Source organism: Modestobacter sp. SSW1-42, assembly GCF_046635825.1.
Classification (GTDB): domain Bacteria; phylum Actinomycetota; class Actinomycetes; order Mycobacteriales; family Geodermatophilaceae; genus Modestobacter.
The window spans coordinates 263,745-281,813 of record NZ_JBISCA010000001.1; the positions used below are offsets into that span (position 1 = coordinate 263,745).

Annotated in this window: 18 protein-coding genes; 11 read left to right on the forward strand and 7 right to left on the reverse strand. The window is 75.0% G+C overall.

The features are described 5' to 3' along the window. Window positions 1-10: 10 nt before the first annotated feature. Complete coding sequence (locus ACGBYP_RS01350) at window positions 11-532, reverse strand: MarR family winged helix-turn-helix transcriptional regulator (protein WP_411581470.1); 522 nt, start codon at window positions 530-532, stop codon at window positions 11-13. Window positions 533-621: 89 nt separating this feature from the next. On the opposite strand from ACGBYP_RS01350, the gene ACGBYP_RS01355 reads away from it, so the two are divergent. From ACGBYP_RS01355 to ACGBYP_RS01385, 7 genes are all read left to right on the forward strand, one after another. Further along, the gene (locus ACGBYP_RS01355; protein WP_411581471.1) at window positions 622-1,179 is read left to right on the forward strand and encodes a YceI family protein; all 558 of its coding nucleotides are present in this window, start codon (window positions 622-624) and stop codon (window positions 1,177-1,179) included. Between the two features lie 176 nt (window positions 1,180-1,355). Continuing rightward, window positions 1,356-1,847 carry a MauE/DoxX family redox-associated membrane protein gene (locus tag ACGBYP_RS01360; RefSeq protein WP_411581472.1) on the forward strand — a complete coding sequence of 164 codons (492 nt, stop codon included), beginning with the start codon at window positions 1,356-1,358 and terminating at the stop codon, window positions 1,845-1,847. Beyond that, window positions 1,837-2,613 (forward strand): DsbA family protein, encoded by a 777-nt coding sequence (locus ACGBYP_RS01365; RefSeq protein ID WP_411581473.1) that lies wholly within the window; start codon window positions 1,837-1,839, stop codon window positions 2,611-2,613. Before ACGBYP_RS01360 ends, ACGBYP_RS01365 begins: the two co-directional genes overlap by 11 nt. 40 nt (window positions 2,614-2,653) lie before the next feature. Continuing rightward, on the forward strand, window positions 2,654-3,943 hold the full coding sequence (locus ACGBYP_RS01370) for a DUF4232 domain-containing protein (RefSeq protein WP_411581474.1): 1,290 nt from the start codon (window positions 2,654-2,656) through the stop codon (window positions 3,941-3,943). Window positions 3,944-3,969: 26 nt separating this feature from the next. After that, window positions 3,970-4,314 (forward strand): hypothetical protein, encoded by a 345-nt coding sequence (locus ACGBYP_RS01375; RefSeq protein ID WP_411581475.1) that lies wholly within the window; start codon window positions 3,970-3,972, stop codon window positions 4,312-4,314. A gap of 138 nt (window positions 4,315-4,452) precedes the next feature. Then, window positions 4,453-6,342, forward strand: a complete 1,890-nt coding sequence (typA, locus tag ACGBYP_RS01380; protein WP_411581476.1) for a translational GTPase TypA — start codon at window positions 4,453-4,455, stop codon at window positions 6,340-6,342. Between the two features lie 339 nt (window positions 6,343-6,681). Beyond that, window positions 6,682-7,170 carry a DUF5994 family protein gene (locus tag ACGBYP_RS01385; protein WP_411581477.1) on the forward strand — a complete coding sequence of 163 codons (489 nt, stop codon included), beginning with the start codon at window positions 6,682-6,684 and terminating at the stop codon, window positions 7,168-7,170. Window positions 7,171-7,250: 80 nt separating this feature from the next. Here ACGBYP_RS01385 and ACGBYP_RS01390 read toward each other — a convergent pair whose 3' ends face one another. The 6 genes from ACGBYP_RS01390 to ACGBYP_RS01415 all read right to left on the reverse strand — a co-directional run bounded on the left by ACGBYP_RS01390 (window position 7,251) and on the right by ACGBYP_RS01415 (window position 13,526). Then, complete coding sequence (locus tag ACGBYP_RS01390; RefSeq protein WP_411581478.1) at window positions 7,251-7,880, reverse strand: class I SAM-dependent methyltransferase; 630 nt, start codon at window positions 7,878-7,880, stop codon at window positions 7,251-7,253. Window positions 7,881-7,890: 10 nt separating this feature from the next. Next, window positions 7,891-8,910, reverse strand: a complete 1,020-nt coding sequence (locus ACGBYP_RS01395) for an NAD(P)/FAD-dependent oxidoreductase (protein WP_411581479.1) — start codon at window positions 8,908-8,910, stop codon at window positions 7,891-7,893. A 189-nt stretch (window positions 8,911-9,099) separates the two neighbouring features. Continuing rightward, on the reverse strand, window positions 9,100-10,098 hold the full coding sequence (locus ACGBYP_RS01400; RefSeq protein ID WP_411581480.1) for a sulfite exporter TauE/SafE family protein: 999 nt from the start codon (window positions 10,096-10,098) through the stop codon (window positions 9,100-9,102). A 292-nt stretch (window positions 10,099-10,390) separates the two neighbouring features. After that, window positions 10,391-11,827, reverse strand: a complete 1,437-nt coding sequence (locus ACGBYP_RS01405; protein WP_411581481.1) for an MFS transporter — start codon at window positions 11,825-11,827, stop codon at window positions 10,391-10,393. A gap of 9 nt (window positions 11,828-11,836) precedes the next feature. Further along, on the reverse strand, window positions 11,837-12,829 hold the full coding sequence (locus ACGBYP_RS01410) for an anion permease (protein WP_411582216.1): 993 nt from the start codon (window positions 12,827-12,829) through the stop codon (window positions 11,837-11,839). Between the two features lie 16 nt (window positions 12,830-12,845). Beyond that, window positions 12,846-13,526, reverse strand: a complete 681-nt coding sequence (locus ACGBYP_RS01415; RefSeq protein WP_411581482.1) for a DUF47 domain-containing protein — start codon at window positions 13,524-13,526, stop codon at window positions 12,846-12,848. A gap of 126 nt (window positions 13,527-13,652) precedes the next feature. Here ACGBYP_RS01415 and ACGBYP_RS01420 point away from each other — a divergent pair, with 126 nt between their 5' ends. From ACGBYP_RS01420 to ACGBYP_RS01435, 4 genes are read left to right on the forward strand one after another with little or no spacing between them, the layout of a single operon-like run. Next, window positions 13,653-15,440, forward strand: coding sequence for a copper resistance protein CopC (locus ACGBYP_RS01420; protein ID WP_411581483.1), 1,788 nt, complete (start codon window positions 13,653-13,655; stop codon window positions 15,438-15,440). Between the two features lie 23 nt (window positions 15,441-15,463). After that, window positions 15,464-16,177: a YcnI family protein gene (locus tag ACGBYP_RS01425; RefSeq protein ID WP_411581484.1), complete on the forward strand. Its 714-nt coding sequence runs from the start codon at window positions 15,464-15,466 to the stop codon at window positions 16,175-16,177. Continuing rightward, a complete protein-coding gene (locus tag ACGBYP_RS01430; protein WP_411581485.1) occupies window positions 16,174-16,860 on the forward strand; it encodes an SCO family protein in 687 nt (228 codons plus the stop codon). The genes ACGBYP_RS01425 and ACGBYP_RS01430 overlap by 4 nt, the downstream gene beginning before the upstream one ends. Then, window positions 16,857-17,942, forward strand: coding sequence for a hypothetical protein (locus tag ACGBYP_RS01435; protein WP_411581486.1), 1,086 nt, complete (start codon window positions 16,857-16,859; stop codon window positions 17,940-17,942). Before ACGBYP_RS01430 ends, ACGBYP_RS01435 begins: the two co-directional genes overlap by 4 nt. The last annotated feature ends 127 nt before the right edge of the window (window positions 17,943-18,069 follow it).

Here is an 18,069-nt window from a genome sequence, read left to right on the forward strand (position 1 = left end):
GCCGGCGCCGTCAGCGGGGGTCGAGGTGGCGCAGCAGCGTCTCGCCGATGTCGCGCATCGCCGCGATCTGGGCCGGCGACAGCTGGTCGAACAGGTGCTCGCGCACGCTCGCCACGTGCACCGGCGCGGCCTCCTCCAGCGCGGTCATGCCCTCGTCGGTGAGGACGGCGAGCTGGCCGCGGCCGTCCTCGACGCACACCTCGCGGGCCACCCAGCCGCGCTCCTCGAGCCGCGAGACCGCGTGTGACAACCGGCTGCGCGAGGCCAGGCACCGGTCGGCGAGCTGGCTCATCCGCATCCGCCGGTCGGGCGCCTCGGACAGCTGCACGAGGATCTCGTAGTAGGCGCTCGAGACGCCGGCGGAGTGGGTGAGGTCCCGCTCCAGCCGGTCCTGCAGCAGGGTGGTGCTGTACAGCCACGCCCGCCAGGCCTTCTGCTCCTCGGCGTCCAGCCAGCGCGTCTGCGCGGGAGCAGCACCGTCAGCGGGAGCGAGGACGTCGTCATCCGGCCTGGGCGACACCTGTGAAGTCACCCCTCCAGGGTACTGGCGGAATAGTCAAAGGCTCAACTACGCTCCGGGACGACGCAAGCAGTACAACGCTCAACCACCCGGAGGTCACCATGACCAGCACCACCCAGATCCCTGGCTACGTCGTCGGCACGTGGGACATCGACGCCTCCCACTCCACCGTGGGCTTCTCCGTGCGCCACATGATGGTCAGCAAGGTCCGCGGCTACTTCCGCGAGTTCTCCGGCGAGATCGTCACCGCCGCCGACCCGTCGGCCTCGACCGTCCACGCCACCATCGACATGGACTCGATCGACACCCGGCAGGAGCAGCGCGACGCGCACATCAAGTCCGCCGACTTCTTCGACACCGGCAACCACACGGTCATGGAGTTCCGCTCCACCGGCGTGCGCAACAAGGGCGAGGACTGGGTCGTCGAGGGCGACCTGACCATCAAGGGCATCACCAAGCCGGTCACCCTGGCCCTGGAGCTCAACGGCTTCGGCCCCGACGCCTACGGCGGCACGCGCGCCGGCTTCTCCGGCAAGACCGAGATCTCCCGCAAGGAGTTCGGTGTGGACATCGACATGCCGATGGACGGCGGCGGCGTCGTCGTCGGCGACAAGATCTCCGTCGAGCTCGAGATCGAGGGCGTCCTCCGGGCCGCTTGACGAAGGACCCCCTCGCTCCCCGCCCCACGCTCCGCGCGCGGCGGGACCCTGCGAGGGGGCCGTGGAGGGCCCCGGCGCTTCGGCGCCGGGGCCCTCGGCGCGTCCGGGGCCGGTTGCCAGCGAACTCCCAGCCGCCGCGCGGGAACCGCCGAGGTCGCCGGGGCGACTGTGGGGGCATGAGCAGAGTGCGCCCGTGGGCCGCGACCGGGGCCCGGCTGCTGCTGGGCGTCGTCCTGGTCGTGGCCGGCGCGCTGAAGCTGCCCGACCCCGCCGCCGCCGAGCGGGCGGTGCGGGCCTACCGGCTGCTGCCCGAGGGGCTGGTCGGCCCGGTCGCCTTCGGGCTGCCGGTGCTCGAGATCGCCGTCGGGCTGGCGCTGCTGGCCGGGGTCTTCGTGCGCACCGCCGCGCTGGCCGCCGCCGCGCTGATGGTCGTCTTCCTCGTCGGCATCGTCGCGGCCTGGGCGCGCGGGCTGCAGATCGACTGCGGCTGCTTCGGCGGCGGCGGGACGGTCGCCGCCGCCGACACCGCCTACCCGGCGGAGGTGGCCCGCGACGCCGCGCTGCTGCTGGTCGCCCTGGCCCTCGCCCGCTGGCCCGCGTCCCGGCTGGCGCTGGGCTCGGCCACGACCCCCACCCCCTCCCGGACGGAGCCCGCCCGTGCCCACTGACACCTCGCCCCCGCAGTCGCGGAAGGCCGCCGCCCGGGCACGCATCGCCGAGCGCCGGGCCGCCGAGGCCGCTGCGCAGGCCGCCGCCGAGCGTCGCCGCCGCACCGTGGTCGGCGCGGTCGTCGCCGCGGTCGTCCTGGTCGTGGCGCTGGTCGCCGTCGTCCTGGTGCAGACGAACCGGACGTCGACCGACGCGGCCGCGGCCACCCCGCCGGGCACGGTCGACGGGTACGCCTTCGCGGTCGGTGCGGCCGACGCCCCGGTCACCGTGGACGTCTACGAGGACTTCCAGTGCCCGGTCTGCGCCCAGCTCGAGGAGACCAGCGGGGGCACGCTGACCTCGCTGGTCGACGCCGGCACCGTGCAGCTGCGGTACCACGGCATGGCCTTCCTCGACCGGGCCTCGACCACGGAGTACTCGACCCGCGCGCTCAACGCCGCCGCGGTCGTCGCCGAGTCGGGCACCGAGGCGTACCGCACCTTCCACGACCTCCTCTTCGCCGACCAGCCGGCCGAGGGGACCGCGGGGCTGTCCGACGACCAGCTCATCGCCCACGCCGCACAGGCCGGGGCCAGCGGTGCCGCCGTCGAGTCCGGCATCCGCGACCTGCGCTACGGCGACTGGGTCGCCGCGGCCACCGACCGGGCGAGCACCGACGGCGTGACCGGCACCCCGACCGTGTTCGTCGACGGCACGCAGCTGGACAACGCCGACCTGACCCCCGAGGGCATCACCGCCGCCGTCCAGGCCGCCGCCGGGAGCTGACCTCCCCCTCCGGAACGGTTCCGTACGGCAGTCTGCGCCGGTGACCCGCGCGCGCACCGCCGTCCTGGCGACCGGCCTGCTCGGCTGGCTGGTCGCCTTCGGGGGTGTGCAGTCGACCGGCGAGTACACGCCTGTGTGGCTCGAGTCGGAGGCCCCCTGCGAGCTCGCGGGGGCGTGCTCGCCCGCCGAGATCGACGCGGCCCTCCAGTGGTCGTGGTGGTGGGTGGGCGCCGGGCTGGGGATCCTCGCGGTGGCGGCCGTGCTGTTGGCCTGGACCCTCCCGCCCCGGCGCAGCACGCCGTCCACCCAGCCGCCGCTGCCCGCACCCGTGCACGCCCTGGTCGCCGGGCTCCTCGCCTTCGGCGGTGCCTTCGTCGCCGGCATCCCGCTCCTGTTCGCCTCGTTCGGCGGAGCGCACGGGCTGGCCGTCGGGCTGACCTCCGTCTGGCTCGCCCAGGCCGGTCTGGTGCTGGCTGCCGGCCGGCTGAGCCGTACGGCGCTGGCGCCGGGCGCCGAGTGGCTCACCGCGCTGGTGGTCAGCGGCCTGGGCGTCGGGGCGGTGATCGCCGCCTACGAGGCGTCCGCCGACGGGTCGCTGACGCCGCTGCCGGTCGTCGACGCGGTCATGGTGGCGGTCGCCGTGCTGGGCCAGCGGTCCCTGCTCAGGCTGGGTCGGCCGCCGGTCTGGTCGTCGGTCGCCGCCGGGCTGGCCGTCCTCACCGCGGGTCTGCTGGTGGTGGGCGCGTTGCTGCTCCCCGAGGACCGCCCCGTGCCGACCGCGTCGCCGGTGCCGCAGGCGGAGCCGCTGCCCGTCCCGACGCCGACGCCGACCCCGCGACCCACGCCGCCTGCAGCGGTGCCGACGCCCACGCCGACACCCGAGCCGGTCGAGGCCGACGTCCCCTGCGCCCAGCAGGACCTCACGTTCCGGGTCGAGGGGTTCGACGCGGCGATGGGCGCCCGGGGAGCGGGACTGGTCGCCACCAACACCGGCGCGGGGCCGTGCTGGGTCGAGGGCGTGCCGGTCGTCGTCCTGCTGCAGGGTGGGCGGCCGCTGGCGCTCCAGGTGGAGGAGGGGCAGGCGCCTGAGGGGGGCGACCCGGAGGCGCAGCGGGTCGGCATCGCCCCCGGCGGGACGGCCGTGTCCGTGCTGACCTGGCGCAGCTACGGCGGGTGGGCCGACCAGGAGACGCCGCAGGCGGTGACCGTGGCGCTGGACGCCTCGACCACGCTCGTGTCCGCCCAGGTGGCCGGGTCGGGCGCCGCCCCCTTCGACATCGCCGACGGCGGTGCGTGGAACATCGCACCCTGGGCGGCCCCGGCCACCTGACCGGCCGGCGAGGGACACTCGAGGGCATGACGACCTCCACCCTCGCGCGCTTCCGCACCCGCCTGCCCTCCGCCGTCCCCGCCGCGATCGGGCTCGCCGTGGGCTTCGGAATCGCCCAGGCGACCGGCGTCCGGGCGCTGGGCGGGGTCGTGCTGGCCGCGGGCGGACTGGTCGCCGGGTGGCTGTGGTGGTCGCGCCGCGGGGCCGCCGTCGCCGCCGGTCTGGCGGTCGCCTACCTGGCCGCCTTCGCCCTCGCGCACGTGCTCGCGCTGGGCCTGGACTGGCCGTCCTGGCTGGCCGTCGGCCTGGTCACCGCCGCCGTCGCGGCGCTCTCCTGGGTGGTCGTGGACCGGCCGGCGTCCGCCGCCTGAGTGGCAGACCGGTCACAACGGGTTCTTCGCGGGCTCGTCGTCCGTCTACCATGGGATGGTCTCGGCGCTCCGCGCCGTTGTTCGTGTCGCGCGCCGTAGCGCGCAGACCCCCACTGAACTCCTGAGGTGCCTCTCCGCATGCCCACTCGCAACGACCTGCGAAACGTGGCGATCATCGCCCACGTCGACCACGGCAAGACCACCCTGGTCGACGCCCTGCTCCGCCAGGCCGGTGCCCTGGGCCGCTCGAAGGGTGAGGGCACCGACAACGACTCCACCCAGGACCGGGTCATGGACTCCATGGACCTGGAGCGCGAGCGCGGGATCACCATCCTCGCCAAGAACACCGCGATCCACCTGCACGACGACGACGGCAACCCCGTCGTGGTCAACATCGTCGACACCCCGGGCCACGCCGACTTCGGTGGCGAGGTGGAGCGCGCGCTGTCCATGGTCGACGGCGTCGTCCTGCTCGTCGACGCCTCCGAGGGCCCGCTGCCGCAGACCCGTTTCGTGCTGCGCAAGGCGCTGGCCAAGGGGATGCCGGTCATCCTCGCGGTCAACAAGACCGACCGCTCCGACGCCCGCATCGACGAGGTCGTCGACGAGACCTACGAGCTGTTCATGGAGCTGCTCGAGGACGCCGGCCTGCCCGCCGACACCCTCGAGTTCCCGATCGTCTACTGCAACGGCCGCACCGGCCAGGCGTCGCTGAACAAGCCCGAGAACGGCACCGTCCCCGACAGCCCCGACCTCGGCCCGCTGGTCAAGACGCTGCTGGACACCGTGCCGGCCCCGGAGTACGACGCCGAGGAGCCGCTGCGCGCGCAGGTCACCAACCTCGACGCCTCGCCCTTCCTGGGCCGCCTGGCCCTGCTGCGCATCCACTCCGGTGAGATGAAGCGCGGTCAGCAGGTCGCGTGGTGCAAGGCCGACGGCACGATCACCCGCACCAAGATCACCGAGCTGCTGGTCACCGAGGGCCTCACCCGCACCCCGGCCGACAGCGCCGGCCCCGGCGACCTGATCGCCATCGCCGGCATCGAGGACATCATGATCGGCGACACCCTCGCCGACCCGAACGACCCGCGCCCGCTGCCGGCGATCACCGTCGACGAGCCGTCGATCTCGATCACCATCGGCATCAACACCTCGCCGATCTCGGGCAAGTCGGGCAAGAAGCTCACCGCCCGCCTGATCAAGAACCGTCTCGACCAGGAGCTGGTCGGCAACGTCTCGGTGCGCATGCTGCCCACCGAGCGTCCCGACACCTGGGAGATGCAGGGCCGCGGCGAGCTGGCGCTGGCCATCCTCGTCGAGCAGCTGCGCCGCGAGGAGTTCGAGCTGACCGTCGGCCGCCCGCAGGTGGTCACCAAGGAGATCGACGGCAAGCTGCACGAGCCGGTCGAGCGGGTCACCATCGACACCCCCGGCGAGTACGTCGGCACGCTCACCCAGGCGCTGGCCACCCGTCGCGGGCGGCTGGAGAACCTGGTGCACCACGACACCGGCTGGGCGCGGATGGAGTACATCGTCCCGTCGCGTGGCCTGATCGGGTTCCGCACCGAGTTCCTCACCGAGACCCGCGGCACCGGCGTGCTGAACCACAACCTCGAGGGCTACGAGCCGTGGCTGGGCGACATGCGCGCCCGTCCGACCGGCTCGCTGGTGGCCGACCGCTCCGGCGTCGCGACCACGTACTCGATGTTCTCGCTGCAGGAGCGCGGCCAGATGATGGTCGAGCCGGGCACCGAGGTCTACGAGGGCATGATCGTCGGTGAGAACTCCCGTCCGGACGACATGGACGTGAACATCACCAAGGAGAAGAAGCTCACCAACATGCGCAAGTCCACCTCCGAGGAGCTGGAGCGGCTGATCCCGCCGAAGATCCTCAACCTGGAGCAGGCGCTGGAGTTCTGTGCCGAGGACGAGTGCGTCGAGGTGACCCCGGGCTTCGTCCGGGTCCGCAAGGTCGAGCTCGACCAGACCATCCGCGGCCGCTCGAAGAACCGGAAGCCCAAGCCGTGAGAAAGGACCTCACTGCCCCCCGCCGCTCGCGAGCTCGCGGCGGGCCCCTGCAGTGGGGCCAGGCCGAACGCCGTCGTCCCCCCTGGGGACGGCGGCGTTCGTCGTTCCGGCACGCCGACGAGATCCGCTGAGATCAGTGGGGCCCGGATGGCGACTGTTGTCGATCGGACACGTTCGGTGATGACCGGCCGAGGAGGGTGGGTGACTCGCCGGGGCTCCCTCGTGCCGCGCCGTGCCGTCGGGCACCCCGACCTACGGTGCGGTCGGGAGAGGTGGAGCGCGGCGATGTCGGCCGGGTGCCACCTGGGGGATGAGCAGGAGAGGGTGGTCGGGGTACCGATGGCGGTCCAGCGAGCAGCGGGTTTCCGGAACGGCATCGACGTGCGGGTGCGCCTGCGGCGGACGGGGTCCGGGTCCGACGCCGCGTTCGACGGCGCCTGGTGGCCGCGCAGCCACGACCTGGGCGCCGAGCTGCCCGAGCTGGTCGCCGCGCTCGACACCCTGGGCGTCCGCGTCGAGCGGTTCACCTACCCCGAGCAGGCCTGGACGCCGATCGAGCGCAAGGTCACCGTCTCCGGTCGCACGGTGCGCACCGGCGCCTTCCGCAGCATGGACCCCGCGCTCGTCTCGCTGACCGTCGACGGCGACCGCCGGCTGGACCTGCTCGTGGTGCCGCCGGAGGCCGACGCGCTGACCGGTGTGCGCGCGCTGCGCCTGGCGGCCGGGCAGCGCGAGGAGTCCGGGACCCCGGAGCGCGTGCTGGCCACGGCCGGCTCCTGGTCGCGCCCCGAGGTCGTCGTCCCGATCACCGGGGTCCGCGCCGGCTGACGCCGGGTGGGGTCCAGCCGCCCCGGCGACCGTCCAGCCGGGCCGTGACGCGGCTGGACGGTCGGGCGGGTGGCCGGAGATCAGCGGCGGCGGGCCCGCACGACCTCGTCGGCGGCGTGGTGCCCCTCGCCGTCCGGGCGCGGACGCTGGGCGGCGACGACGACCTCCCAGCCGGCCGGGTCCAGGTGGGCGGCCACGTCGGCGGCGCGGGCGAAGCGGTCGGCGCCCCAGCGGGCCGCGGCCTCCTCGGCCACCGCGTGCCCGACCCACAGCAGCGTGCCGCCGGTGGCCACCCCGGGCGTCAGCCGGGCCAGCACGCCCGGCAGTTGCTCGGCCGTCGGGTGCAGGTAGTGCGCGGTCACCAGGTCGAAGGCGCCCTCCGGCGGCTGCCACGACTCGACGTCGCCCTGCACCCACGCCACCCGGTCGGTGAGCCCGGCGGCGGCCGCGTGCTCCGCGGCGCGGCCCAGGGCGACCGTCGACCAGTCCAGGCCGGTCGCCTGCCAGCCGTGGCCGGCCAGCCACAGGACGTCGCCGCCCTCGCCGCAGCCGACGTCCAGCGCCCGCCCGGGGGTCAGTCCGGCGGTCTGCTCGACCAGCGGCGGGTTGACCCGGCCGCTCCACAGCGCCGCGGCCTCGCGGTAGCGGTCCTCCCAGGACGCCCGGTCCAGACCGGTGCTCCCGGGCTGCTCGTGCTGGTGCTCGGTCATGGTCGTCTCCTCAGATCCCGTGGCGCCGGTCGCCCAGCACCTGCTCGCACAGCTCACGTTCCGACGCGGGGGAGAACGCCGCGCGGCGCCGCGCGGTGACGGCGTCCCGGGTGTCCTCGGTGATGAGGTCGGCGTTGATCATCGCCCCGGTGCTCAGGCCGGCCGCCGCCGAGCTGATCACCTGGGCGCGCAGGTCGGTCACGTTGCCGGCGACGTAGACCCCGGGGACGGCGGTCAGGCCGTTCGGGTCGGCGGCGACGGCCCGGCCGACCACGTGCCCGTTCATCTCCAGGTCGGCCGCGGCCACCCCGAGCGACTCCAGGACGGCGGAGCGGGCGGTGAACCGCGGCGCCACCACCACGGCGTTGCGGGGCACCACGCGGCCGCCGGCCAGGCGCAGCCCGGAGAGCCGGTCGCCGCTGGTCTCCAGCGCGGTCACCGCGCCGCTGACCACGCTGACGCCGCGGGCGGCGAGCTGCTCCCACTCCTCGTCGGTGGGCTCGGGCCCGGTGTGCAGGAACAAGGTCACGTCGGCGCTCCACTGCCGCCACATCAGCGCCTGGTGCACCCCGAACGGGCTGGTCGACAGCACCCCGATCGCCTGGTCGCGCACCTCGTACCCGTGGCAGTACGGGCAGTGCAGGACGTCGGAGCCCCACAGCTCGCGCACCCCCGGGACGTCGGGCAGCTCGTCGACCAGCCCGGTGGTCACCAGCAGCCGCCGGGCCCGCAGCGTCCCGCCGTCGTCCAGCCGCAGCCGGAAGCCGCCGGGGACGACCTCGGCCGCCCGCACCTCCCCGTGCCGGAAGGCGCCCCCGTAGGAGGCCACCTCGGCCCGCCCGACCGCCAGCAGCTCGGCAGGCGGCGTGCCCTCGCGGCCCAGGTAGTTGTGCACCTGCCCGGCCGGGGCGTTGCGCGGGGCGCCGCCGTCGACCACCAGCACCGAGCGGCGGGCCCGGCTCAGGGCCAGCGCGCCGCTCAGCCCGGCCGGCCCGCCGCCGACCACCACCACGTCGTACTGCTCGTCCATGCTCGTGCTCCTCCGCTCGCCGGCGTCCGGGGGTCCGGACGGCGGCTCCGAGCATGGGCCCGGTCTCGCCAAGGGCACAAACATCCTTGCCGCAACGGCAAAGGCCCTCGGCGCGGACGTGCGAGGGCCCCGCCCGGCAGCAGCCGGACGGGGCCCTCGTCGCCCACCCCGCACGCGCGGGGCGGTCGTTCAGTTCGTCGGGGCGCTGGGGCGTCCGGCGGTCACGGAGCCGTCGACCTCGGCGACCTGGTTCGGGTCGGCGAGCCGCTCGGCCTCGGCCCGGCGCTCGGCCGCCGCGGTCACCGCCGCGGCCGACTCCTGCGCACGGTCCTTGCGGTACTCGCGGACCGACCACGCCACGGCGGCGGCCCAGAGCAGGTAGATGACGGCGTAGACGGCGTACCGGGTACCGGTGTCGGCGTCGATCCAGTCGCTCTTGAGCAGGCTGCGGGCGTTGGTCAGGATGATGATCCCGCCGACGCTGGCGCCCAGCAGGCGCGGCGGCACGTAGCGCACCAGCCAGGCGGCGACGGGGGCGGCGATGAGGCCACCGACGAGCAGTGCGGCCACCCAGGCGACGTCGATGCCCTGGCTGCCGAGGGCGAAGAGGAAGCCGAGGCTGGCCGACAGCGACACCAGGATCTCGGAGGTGTCGACCGAGCCGATGGTCTTGCGGGGCTCCATCCGGCCGCTGGCCAGGATCGCCGGGGTGCTGACCGGGCCCCAGCCGCCACCGCCGGTGGCGTCGACGAAGCCGGCGGCCAGGCCGAGCGGGGCGAGGAAGCGCTTGCGCATCGGCTTGCCGAGGTGGCGGCGGTCGATGCCGCGCAGGGTGAAGCGGACCAGCAGGTAGATGCCCAGCGCCAGCAGGATCACCTGCATGACCGGGGCGGCGACCTCGGTGGAGAGGTTGGACAGCACCGTCGCGCCGGCGAAGGCGCCGATGGCGCCGGGGACGCCGATCCTGCCGACGACCTTCCAGTCGACGTTGCCGAAGCGCCAGTGCGAGACGCCGGAGGCGAGGTTGGTGCCGATCTCGGCGAGGTGGACGGTGGCGGAGGCGGCGGCGGGGTTGGTGCCCAGGGCGAGCAGCAGCGTCGTGGAGGTGACGCCGTAGCCCATGCCCAGGCTGCCGTCGACGAGCTGGGCGCCGAGGCCGGCGAGGGCGAGCACGATCAGGGTCTTCACGTGGGGGACTCCGGGGCTGGGGGCGCGGGCGCGCGACAGGGCGCGGGCACCGCAGGGCTGACGGGGAGGGCGCGCGGGGCGCGGGCGGTCAGCAGCCGGGACAGCAGGCGGTGCAGACGCGGAGCAGGTCGACGTGGATGCGGCTCACCAGGAAGGCCCCCGGGAGCTGGTGCGGGCGCACCGCGGACGTCGACACGGGGACATTCCTACCATCCCGGTGCGGATTGTGGGCAACCGGTCGGGTGGCCCCGCTCACACCACCCGCGTGTCGAGCGCGCGGCACGCCGGGCGGTCAGTCGTGGACGCGCAGGGTGTCCCGCCGCACGGTGCGCCAGGCGACCAGCCCGCCGAGGGCCATCACGACCGCGCAGACCACGACCGCGACGTGGAACCCACCGGTCAGCGCGGCCGGATCGGCGTAGTCGTCGCCGCCGAGCCCCACGGCGACCGGCAGCGCCGCCACCGCCAGCAGGTTCGCCGCGCGGGCGACGGCGTTGTTGACCCCGCTGGCCACCCCGGCCAGGTGGTCGGGGGCGGCGTCCAGCACGGTCGCCGTCAGCGGCGCGACGACCAGCGCCATGCCCAGGCCGTTGAGCAGCGAGCCGGGCAGGACGTCGACCCAGTAGGAGCTGCCCGGCCCGACCCGCACGAACCACAGCACGCCGGCCGCGGCGACCACCGGGCCGACCGTCATCGGCAGCCGGGCGCCCACCCGCGCGGCCAGCGCGCCGCCGCGGGCCGACAGCAGCGTGATCACCACGATCGCCGGCAGCATCGCCGCACCGGCCTGGGTCGCGTTGTAGCCGAGCACCGTCTGCAGCTGCAGCACCAGGAAGAACGAGTAGCCACCGAGCGCGCCGTAGACCAGCAGCGTGCTCAGGTTGGCGCCGGTGAACTCGCGGTCGGCGAAGACCCCCGGCGGCAGCATGGGGGCGGCGGCCGAGCGCTCGCGCAGCACGAACGCCGTCCCGGCGGCCACGCCCACGGCCGCGGACACCCACACCTGCGCCGAGCCGGGGCCGTCGCCGGCGGCGATGAGCGCGTAGGTGACCCCGGCCAGCGCCAGTGCACCGGTCACCGCCCCGAGGACGTCGAACCGGCCGCTGCGACCGGTGTCCCGGCTCTCCGGCACGTGCCGGACGGCGACCAGCACGACGACGACCGCGACGGGGGCGTTGAGCAGGAACACCCAGCGCCAGCTCACGGCGTCGATGAGCGCACCGGCCAGGAACGGCCCGATCAGCCCGGAGATGCCGCCGAGGGCCGACCACGCGCCGATCGCCCGCGGCCGGTCGGCGTGCGGGAAGGCCGACTGGATGATCGCCAGGCTGCCGGGGGTGAGCAGTGCCCCGCCCACGCCCTGCAGCACCCGCGCGGCCACGAGCTGGCCGGTGGTCTGGGCCAGGCCGCAGCCCAGCGAGGTGACCGCGAACCACACGACGCCGACGAGGAACACCCGGCGCCGTCCGTACCGGTCGCCGAGCGCGCCGCCGAGCAGGATCAGCGCGGCCAGCGCGAGCGTGTAGCCCGACAACGTCCACTGCAGCCCGGCCAGCGAGGAGCCGAGCTCGGCGCCGATCGCGGGCAGCGCGACGTTCACGGCGGTCGCGTCGAGCATCGCCATGCCCGAGGCCAGCACGGTGGCCAGCAGCACCCAGCGGCCGGCGGGCGTGCCCAGCCGGACGGGGTCGGCGGCGACCGGGCCGGAGGGCTGTCCGGTCGCCGTCACGACCGGACGCTATCCGACCAGGGCGTGGGTGACGACGAAGGCCGCCGCCGCGACCAGGCCGGCGGCGGGCAGCGTGACCACCCAGGCGACGACGATGTTGCCGGCCACGCCCCAGCGCACCGCCGACAGCCGCCGGGTGGCGCCGACGCCCATGATCGACGTGGTCGTGATGTGGGTCGTGGACACCGGGACGGCGAACACCGTGGCGGTGGCGATCATCACGCCCGAGGCGACCGTCTGCGCGGCGAACCCACCGGCCGGCGTCAGCTGGATGATCCGCCGTCCCAGCGTGCGCATGATCCGGAATCCGCCGGCGTACGTGCCGGCGCTGATGGCCAGCGCGGAGGCCAGCACCACCCACAGCGGGACGTCGAAGCCGTCGAGGTGCCCGGAGGTGACCAGGGCCAGGGTGATGATGCCCATCGTCTTCTGCGCGTCCTGCATGCCGTGCCCGAGCGCCATCGCCGCCGAGCTGACGATCTGCGCGTGCCGGAAGCCGCGGTGCGCCTTGTGCGCGTTGGCCCGCCGGAACGACCACAGCACGGCCAGCATGAACAGGTAGCCCAGGCCGAAGCCGACCAGCGGCGAGACGACCATCGGGATGACGACCTTGTCCAGGATGCCCAGCCACTGCACCGAGTGGGCAGCGGCCAGCGCGGCGCCGACGAGGCCGCCGATCAGGGCGTGCGAGGACGAGGAGGGCAGCCCGAAGTACCAGGTGACCAGGTTCCACGCGATCGCCCCGACGAGGGCGGCGAAGACCAGCTGCAGCCCCGTGCTGCCCGAGGGGGCGTCGATGATGCCCGCGCCGACGGTCTTGGCCACCTCGGTGGAGATCAGCGCACCCACCAGGTTGGCCACCGCGGCCAGGGCGAGGGCCGCCCGCGGGGTGAGCGCCTTGGTGGAGACCGCCACCGCGATGGCGTTGGCCGCGTCGTGGAAGCCGTTGGTGTAGTCGAAGGCCAGCGCAACGACGATGATGCCGATCAGGGCCAGGAGCATCCCGTCCACGGTGCGGTCAGGACTCCTTGACCGAGATGGTCTCGACCACGTTGGCCACGTGCTCGAAGGCGTCGGCGGCCTCCTCCAGCTGGTCGGCCACCTCCTTGAGCTTGAGGATCTCCAGCGCCTCGAACTCCCCGGAGTACAGCCGCGACAGCAGCCGTCGGTAGAGCTTGTCCGCCTCGTTCTCCAGCCGGTTGACCTCGATCCAGTATTCGTCGAGTCCCTTCATCGTCTGCAGCCGGGGCAGCGACTCGGCGGTGACGGTCGCGCAGCGCTGCAGCAGCGCCACCTGCTGGCCCATCTCGGCCGGCAGCGTGCCCAGCCCGGTGAGCACCACCAGGTCCGCGGCCGCCTCGATGCAGTCCATGACGTCGTCGAGGTCGCTGGCCAGGGCGTAGATGTCCTCGCGGTCGAACGGCGTGACGAAGCTGGAGTTCAGCTGCCGGAAGACGGCGTGGGTGAGCTGGTCGCCGGCGTGCTCGAGGTCGCGCAGCCGCACCGCCAGCTCCGCGCGGCGGGTGTGCTCGTGGACGAACACGCTCAGGACGTCGGTGGCCTGCACGAGGTTCTCCGCCGAGGCGGTGAACATGTCGTAGAAGCTGGTGTCCCTGGGGGTGAGGCGGAAGGCCACGATGTGCTCCGGGGTGACGACGGGGGTCGGCGCCCGGGCTGGATCGGCGACCCTGGGGAGCATAGGGACCTGCCGTTCACCTCCCGTTCACGGGATGGTCGCCGTCGCCGGGAACTGGACGGCTCCCGCCGACGACTCTCTCCCCGTGCGACAGCTCTCCTCCCGGTGCTCCCGGGTCCCGGTGCCCGCGTGAGGCGGTTCTCCGCCGCCGTCCTGCTGCTGTGCGCGCTGCTCGGCATCGGCGTGGGCGTCGACGTCCTCACCGCCCGGCCGGCGTCGGCGCACGCGGCCCTCACGACGACCACCCCGGCCGACGGCGCCCGGGTGCCGACCGCGCCGGCCGAGGTGGGCCTGGACTTCAACGAGGCGGTCTCGCTGGGCGCCGGCTACGCCCGGGTGCTCGACGGAGCGGGGGAGCGGGTCGACACCGGCGCCGCCGAGGTGCGCGACGGCACCCTCACCGTGCCGCTGCGCCCCGGCCTGCCCGACGCCGGTTACGTGGTCACCTGGCGGGTCGTCTCCGCCGACTCGCACCCCATCTCCGGGGCCTTCTCCTTCGTCGTCGGGGACGGCGAGCCGATCGCCGCGAGCTCGGTGGGCAGCGGTGACGACGCCGACCCGGTGGTGGCCGTCGCGCTGCCGGTGACCCGCTCGCTGGGCTACGTCGGGCTGGTCCTCGGCGTCGGGGTGCCGCTGGCGCTGGCGACGGTGTGGCCCGGCGGCTGGTCCGTGCGGCTGATGCGCCGGCTGACCCTGGCCGGGCTCGCCGTGGTGGCGGCCACCGCCGGGCTGCTCGCCCTGCTCCAGGGGCCCTACGCCTCCGGCGGCGGCCTCGGGTCGCTGTTCGAAGGCGCGCTGGTCGACAGCACGCTGGACTCCGCCTACGGCAAGACGGTGCTGCTGCGCGCCGGTCTCGCCGTCGCGCTGGCGGTGGTGCTCGTGCGCACCTGGCGCCCGGGCCGGGCGCCGGAGCGGTCGTTGCTGCCCGTCCCCGGGGTGGTGGCCGCGCTGCTGATGGTCAGCGTCGCCGCGGTCGGGCACGCCGTCGCCGGGTCGCTGCCGCTGCTCGCGGTGGCCGCGACCGCCGTGCACGTCGCGGCGATGAGCGCGTGGCTGGGCGGGCTGGTGGCGCTGTTCGCCGGTGCGCTGCGCCCCGCGACCCCGGCCGGCGAGCTCGCCGCGGCGCTGCCCCGCTGGTCCCGGCTGGCCACGGGCTACGTCGGCGCGATCGTGCTCACCGGCGTCTGGCAGTCGCTGCGCGAGGTGTCCTCCTTCGCCGCGCTCACCTCCACCACCTACGGCTGGGTCCTGGTGGGCAAGCTCGCCCTGGTGGCGGTGGTGCTGGTCGCCGCGCTGGTCAGCCGGGACGTCGTCCAGCAGGGGAGCGGGCACCCCGGCGGTGGTCGGCGCCGCCGTCCGCCGCGCCGGGTGGTCGCCCACGCGTTCGCCGCGCCCGGCCCGTCCGCGGACGAGCCCGCCGAGCCGGCGCCCGCCGCGGCCGAGCCGCCGATCGCGGAGACCGCCGCGCCGGGCGTGCTGCGCCGGTCGGTGCTGGTCGAGCTGGTCGGCGCGCTCGTGGTCCTGGCGCTGTCCGCCGTCCTGGTCGGCACCCCGCCGGCCCGCGCCGCGGTCGCGGAGTCCGTCGAGGTCACGCTGCCGCTGCAGTCGGCCTCGGGCACCGCGGGCAACGGCAGCGTGCAGATCAGCCTCGACCCGGCGAGCCCCGGGCCGGCCGTCCTGCACGTCTACCTCTTCGACGCCGCCGGGACGCTCGTCCAGCCGCGGCAGATCTCCGTGGGCCTGACCGAGCCGGCCCGGCAGATCGGCCCGCTGGACGTCGAGCTCGCCGCCGCCGGCCCCGGCCACTACGTCGGCGACCCGGTGCTGCCCACCAGCGGCACCTGGACCCTCGGCGTCACCGTCCGCCTGGACGAGTTCACCGCCGTCACGGCCAGCACCGTCTTCCCGGTCCGCTGACCACCCCCGAACGAGGAGAGTCGTTGTCCCTGTCCCGCACCGCCCGCCGCTGCGCGCTGGTCACCGTCGCGGCGGTGGCGAGCTCGCTGGCCCTCGGCGCCGGCGTCGCCTCCGCGCACGTCACGGTCGGCTCCGCCGACGCCACCCCCGGGGGCTACGGGAAGATCACCTTCCGCGTGCCCAACGAGAGCGACGCCGCCAGCACCGTGGCGCTGCGGGTCCAGCTGCCCACCGACACCCCGCTGACCTCGCTGCGCGCGCAGCCGGTGCCGGGCTGGACGATCACGCTCACCCCCACCACCATCGACCCACCGGTCGAGGTGCACGGCGAGCCCGTCGACACCGCCGTCTCGGTCGTGGAGTTCCGGGCCGAGGCCGGCGGCGGGATCGCGCCGGGGGAGTTCCAGGAGTTCGCGCTGTCCGGCGGCCCGTTCCCGGAGACCGACGCGCTGACCTTCAACGCCGTCCAGACCTACAGCGACGGCAGCGAGGCCGCCTGGATCGAGCCGACCGTCGCGGGGCAGGCCGAGCCGCAGTACCCGGCGCCGGTGCTGGCGCTGACGTCCACGGACGCCGCACCGGTGTCCAGCGACGCCGGCACGCCCGCGGCGGGCACCGTCGACGAGGGCGACGGGACGGCGGTGACCGCCCTGGTGCTCAGCGTCCTGGGGCTGCTGGCCGGGCTGGGCGGGCTCTTCCTCGGCCTGGCCGCGCGTCGACGTACCGTGGGCTCGTGAGCTCCGCGACCCGCACCGGGCTGACCGCCCTCGCCCTGTCCGCCGCGCTGCTGCTGGCCGGCTGCGGCGGCGACGCCGAGGCCGACGCCGGCACCGCGGCGGCCTCCGGGCACGGGCACGACATGGGCGCCATGGAGGCCCCGGCGACCGTGGCCGACGGCGGCACCGACTCGCCCTACTCCGGGCTGCACCTGCGCGACCCGTACCAGAAGCCGCAGTTCACCCTCACCGACGGCACCGGCGCCGCGTACGACTTCGCCGCCCGCACCGCGGCCGGCCCGACACTGCTGTTCTTCGGCTACACCAACTGCCCCGACGTCTGCCCGACCACGATGGCCGACGTGGCCATCGCGCTGCGCACCACCGACCCGGCCGTCGTCGCCGCGACCACCGTCGTCTTCGTGACCACCGACCCGGCGCGGGACACCCCCGAGGTGCTCGAGGAGTACCTGGGCCGCTTCGACGCCGACCTCGGGACGTCGTTCGTCGGGCTCACCGGTGACCAGGCGCAGATCGAGCAGGCGCAGCTGGCCGCCGGTGTGCCGCTGGCCGGTGACGAGGGCAGGACCCACTCGGCGATGCTGCTGCTCTACGGCACCGACGGGCAGGCCGACGTGGCCTTCAACGGCGGCAACACCGCGACCGACATCGCGCACGACCTGGCCGTCGTCGCCGCGGAGTGAGCCGCCGGGTGTGCGCCGCCCGGGCGGCCGCAGGCCGGCTGCTGGTGGTGCTGGTCGGGGTCCTGGCCGTGCTGGCGGTCGCCGGCCCGGCCGCGGCGCACGTCGGCGGGGGAGCGGCCGGCAGCGACTTCTCCGCGCAGCTGCTGTCGGTCACCCCGCAGCCGGCCGGGGTGACCGTGCGGGTGCTCGAGTTCGGCGACCAGCTCGAGGTGGTCAACGACAGCGGCGCCGAGCTCGCCGTCCCCGGGTACTCGGGCGAGCCCTACCTGCGGATCGGCCCGGACGGCGTCTGGCGCAACGCGCTGAGCCCGGCGACCTGGCTGAACCTCGACCGGTACGGGCGCACGCGGGTGCCCGAGACCAGCAGCATCACCGCCCCGCCGCAGTGGGAGCAGGTGTCGACCGAACCGCGGTACGCCTGGCACGACCACCGCACGCACTGGATGAGCACCGACCTGCTGCCGCCGGTGGTCGCCGCCGACCCGGGACGGCCGCACACCGTGGCCGACTGGACGGTGCCGCTGACCGTCGGCGCCACCGAAGTGGCCGTGGCCGGGCGGCTGAGCTGGAGCCCGCCGCCACCGGCCGGGCTGGTCTGGCCGGTGTACCTGGTGCTGCTGGCCGCGCCGGTGTTGGCGGGCTGGCGGGCCCGCGGGCCGCGTCCGCTCGCCGTCGCGCTGGCCGGAGGGGCGGCGGCCTCGCTGTACCACGCGCTCACCACGCCGGAACCCGCCTCGACCGTCTCCTCGCACGCCGGGGCGCTGGTCGCCGCGCTGCTGCTGGCGCTGCTCGTGCTGCTGGTCGCCGTGCTCGGGGTGCGGGCCGCGCGGCGCGGGCGGGGTGTGCTGACCGGGCTGATGGCGGTGGTGGCCGGCTGGCTGCTGCTGGTGCAGGGCGTGCCCGACGTCGACGTGCTCTGGACCGCGCACGCGCTGAGCGCGGGCCCCGGCCTGCTGGCCCGGGCTGCGGTCGCGGTGCTGGTCGCCGGCGGCCTGGGGCTGGTGCTGGGCGGCGTGGGTGCCGTCCGGCGCTTCCGCGACCCCGACCGCGAGGCCGCACCGGCGGTCGCAGCCGGCGCCTGAGCCGTCCTCGGGTCGTCATGTCGACGTGTCGACACCGCGGGACGTCGATGCGGACGGTGGTCGATCGGTGACCGGATCGACCAGTCCCGGGTGGCAACTCGGCGTGTCCCGGCGAACACGCCGAGTA

Bases quoted from the DNA above. Each gene is read 5' to 3' on its own strand.
- ACGBYP_RS01355 (WP_411581471.1), top strand. From the start codon at position 622: ATGACCAGCACCACCCAGATCCCTGGCTACGTCGTCGGCACGTGGGAC.
- ACGBYP_RS01360 (WP_411581472.1), top strand. From the start codon at position 1,356: ATGAGCAGAGTGCGCCCGTGGGCCGCGACCGGGGCCCGGCTGCTGCTG.
- ACGBYP_RS01375 (WP_411581475.1), top strand. From the start codon at position 3,970: ATGACGACCTCCACCCTCGCGCGCTTCCGCACCCGCCTGCCCTCCGCC.
- typA (WP_411581476.1), top strand. From the start codon at position 4,453: ATGCCCACTCGCAACGACCTGCGAAACGTGGCGATCATCGCCCACGTC.
- ACGBYP_RS01385 (WP_411581477.1), top strand. From the start codon at position 6,682: ATGGCGGTCCAGCGAGCAGCGGGTTTCCGGAACGGCATCGACGTGCGG.
- ACGBYP_RS01390 (WP_411581478.1), bottom strand. From the start codon at position 7,880: ATGACCGAGCACCAGCACGAGCAGCCCGGGAGCACCGGTCTGGACCGG.
- ACGBYP_RS01395 (WP_411581479.1), bottom strand. From the start codon at position 8,910: ATGGACGAGCAGTACGACGTGGTGGTGGTCGGCGGCGGGCCGGCCGGG.
- ACGBYP_RS01410 (WP_411582216.1), bottom strand. From the start codon at position 12,829: ATGCTCCTGGCCCTGATCGGCATCATCGTCGTTGCGCTGGCCTTCGAC.
- ACGBYP_RS01415 (WP_411581482.1), bottom strand. From the start codon at position 13,526: ATGCTCCCCAGGGTCGCCGATCCAGCCCGGGCGCCGACCCCCGTCGTC.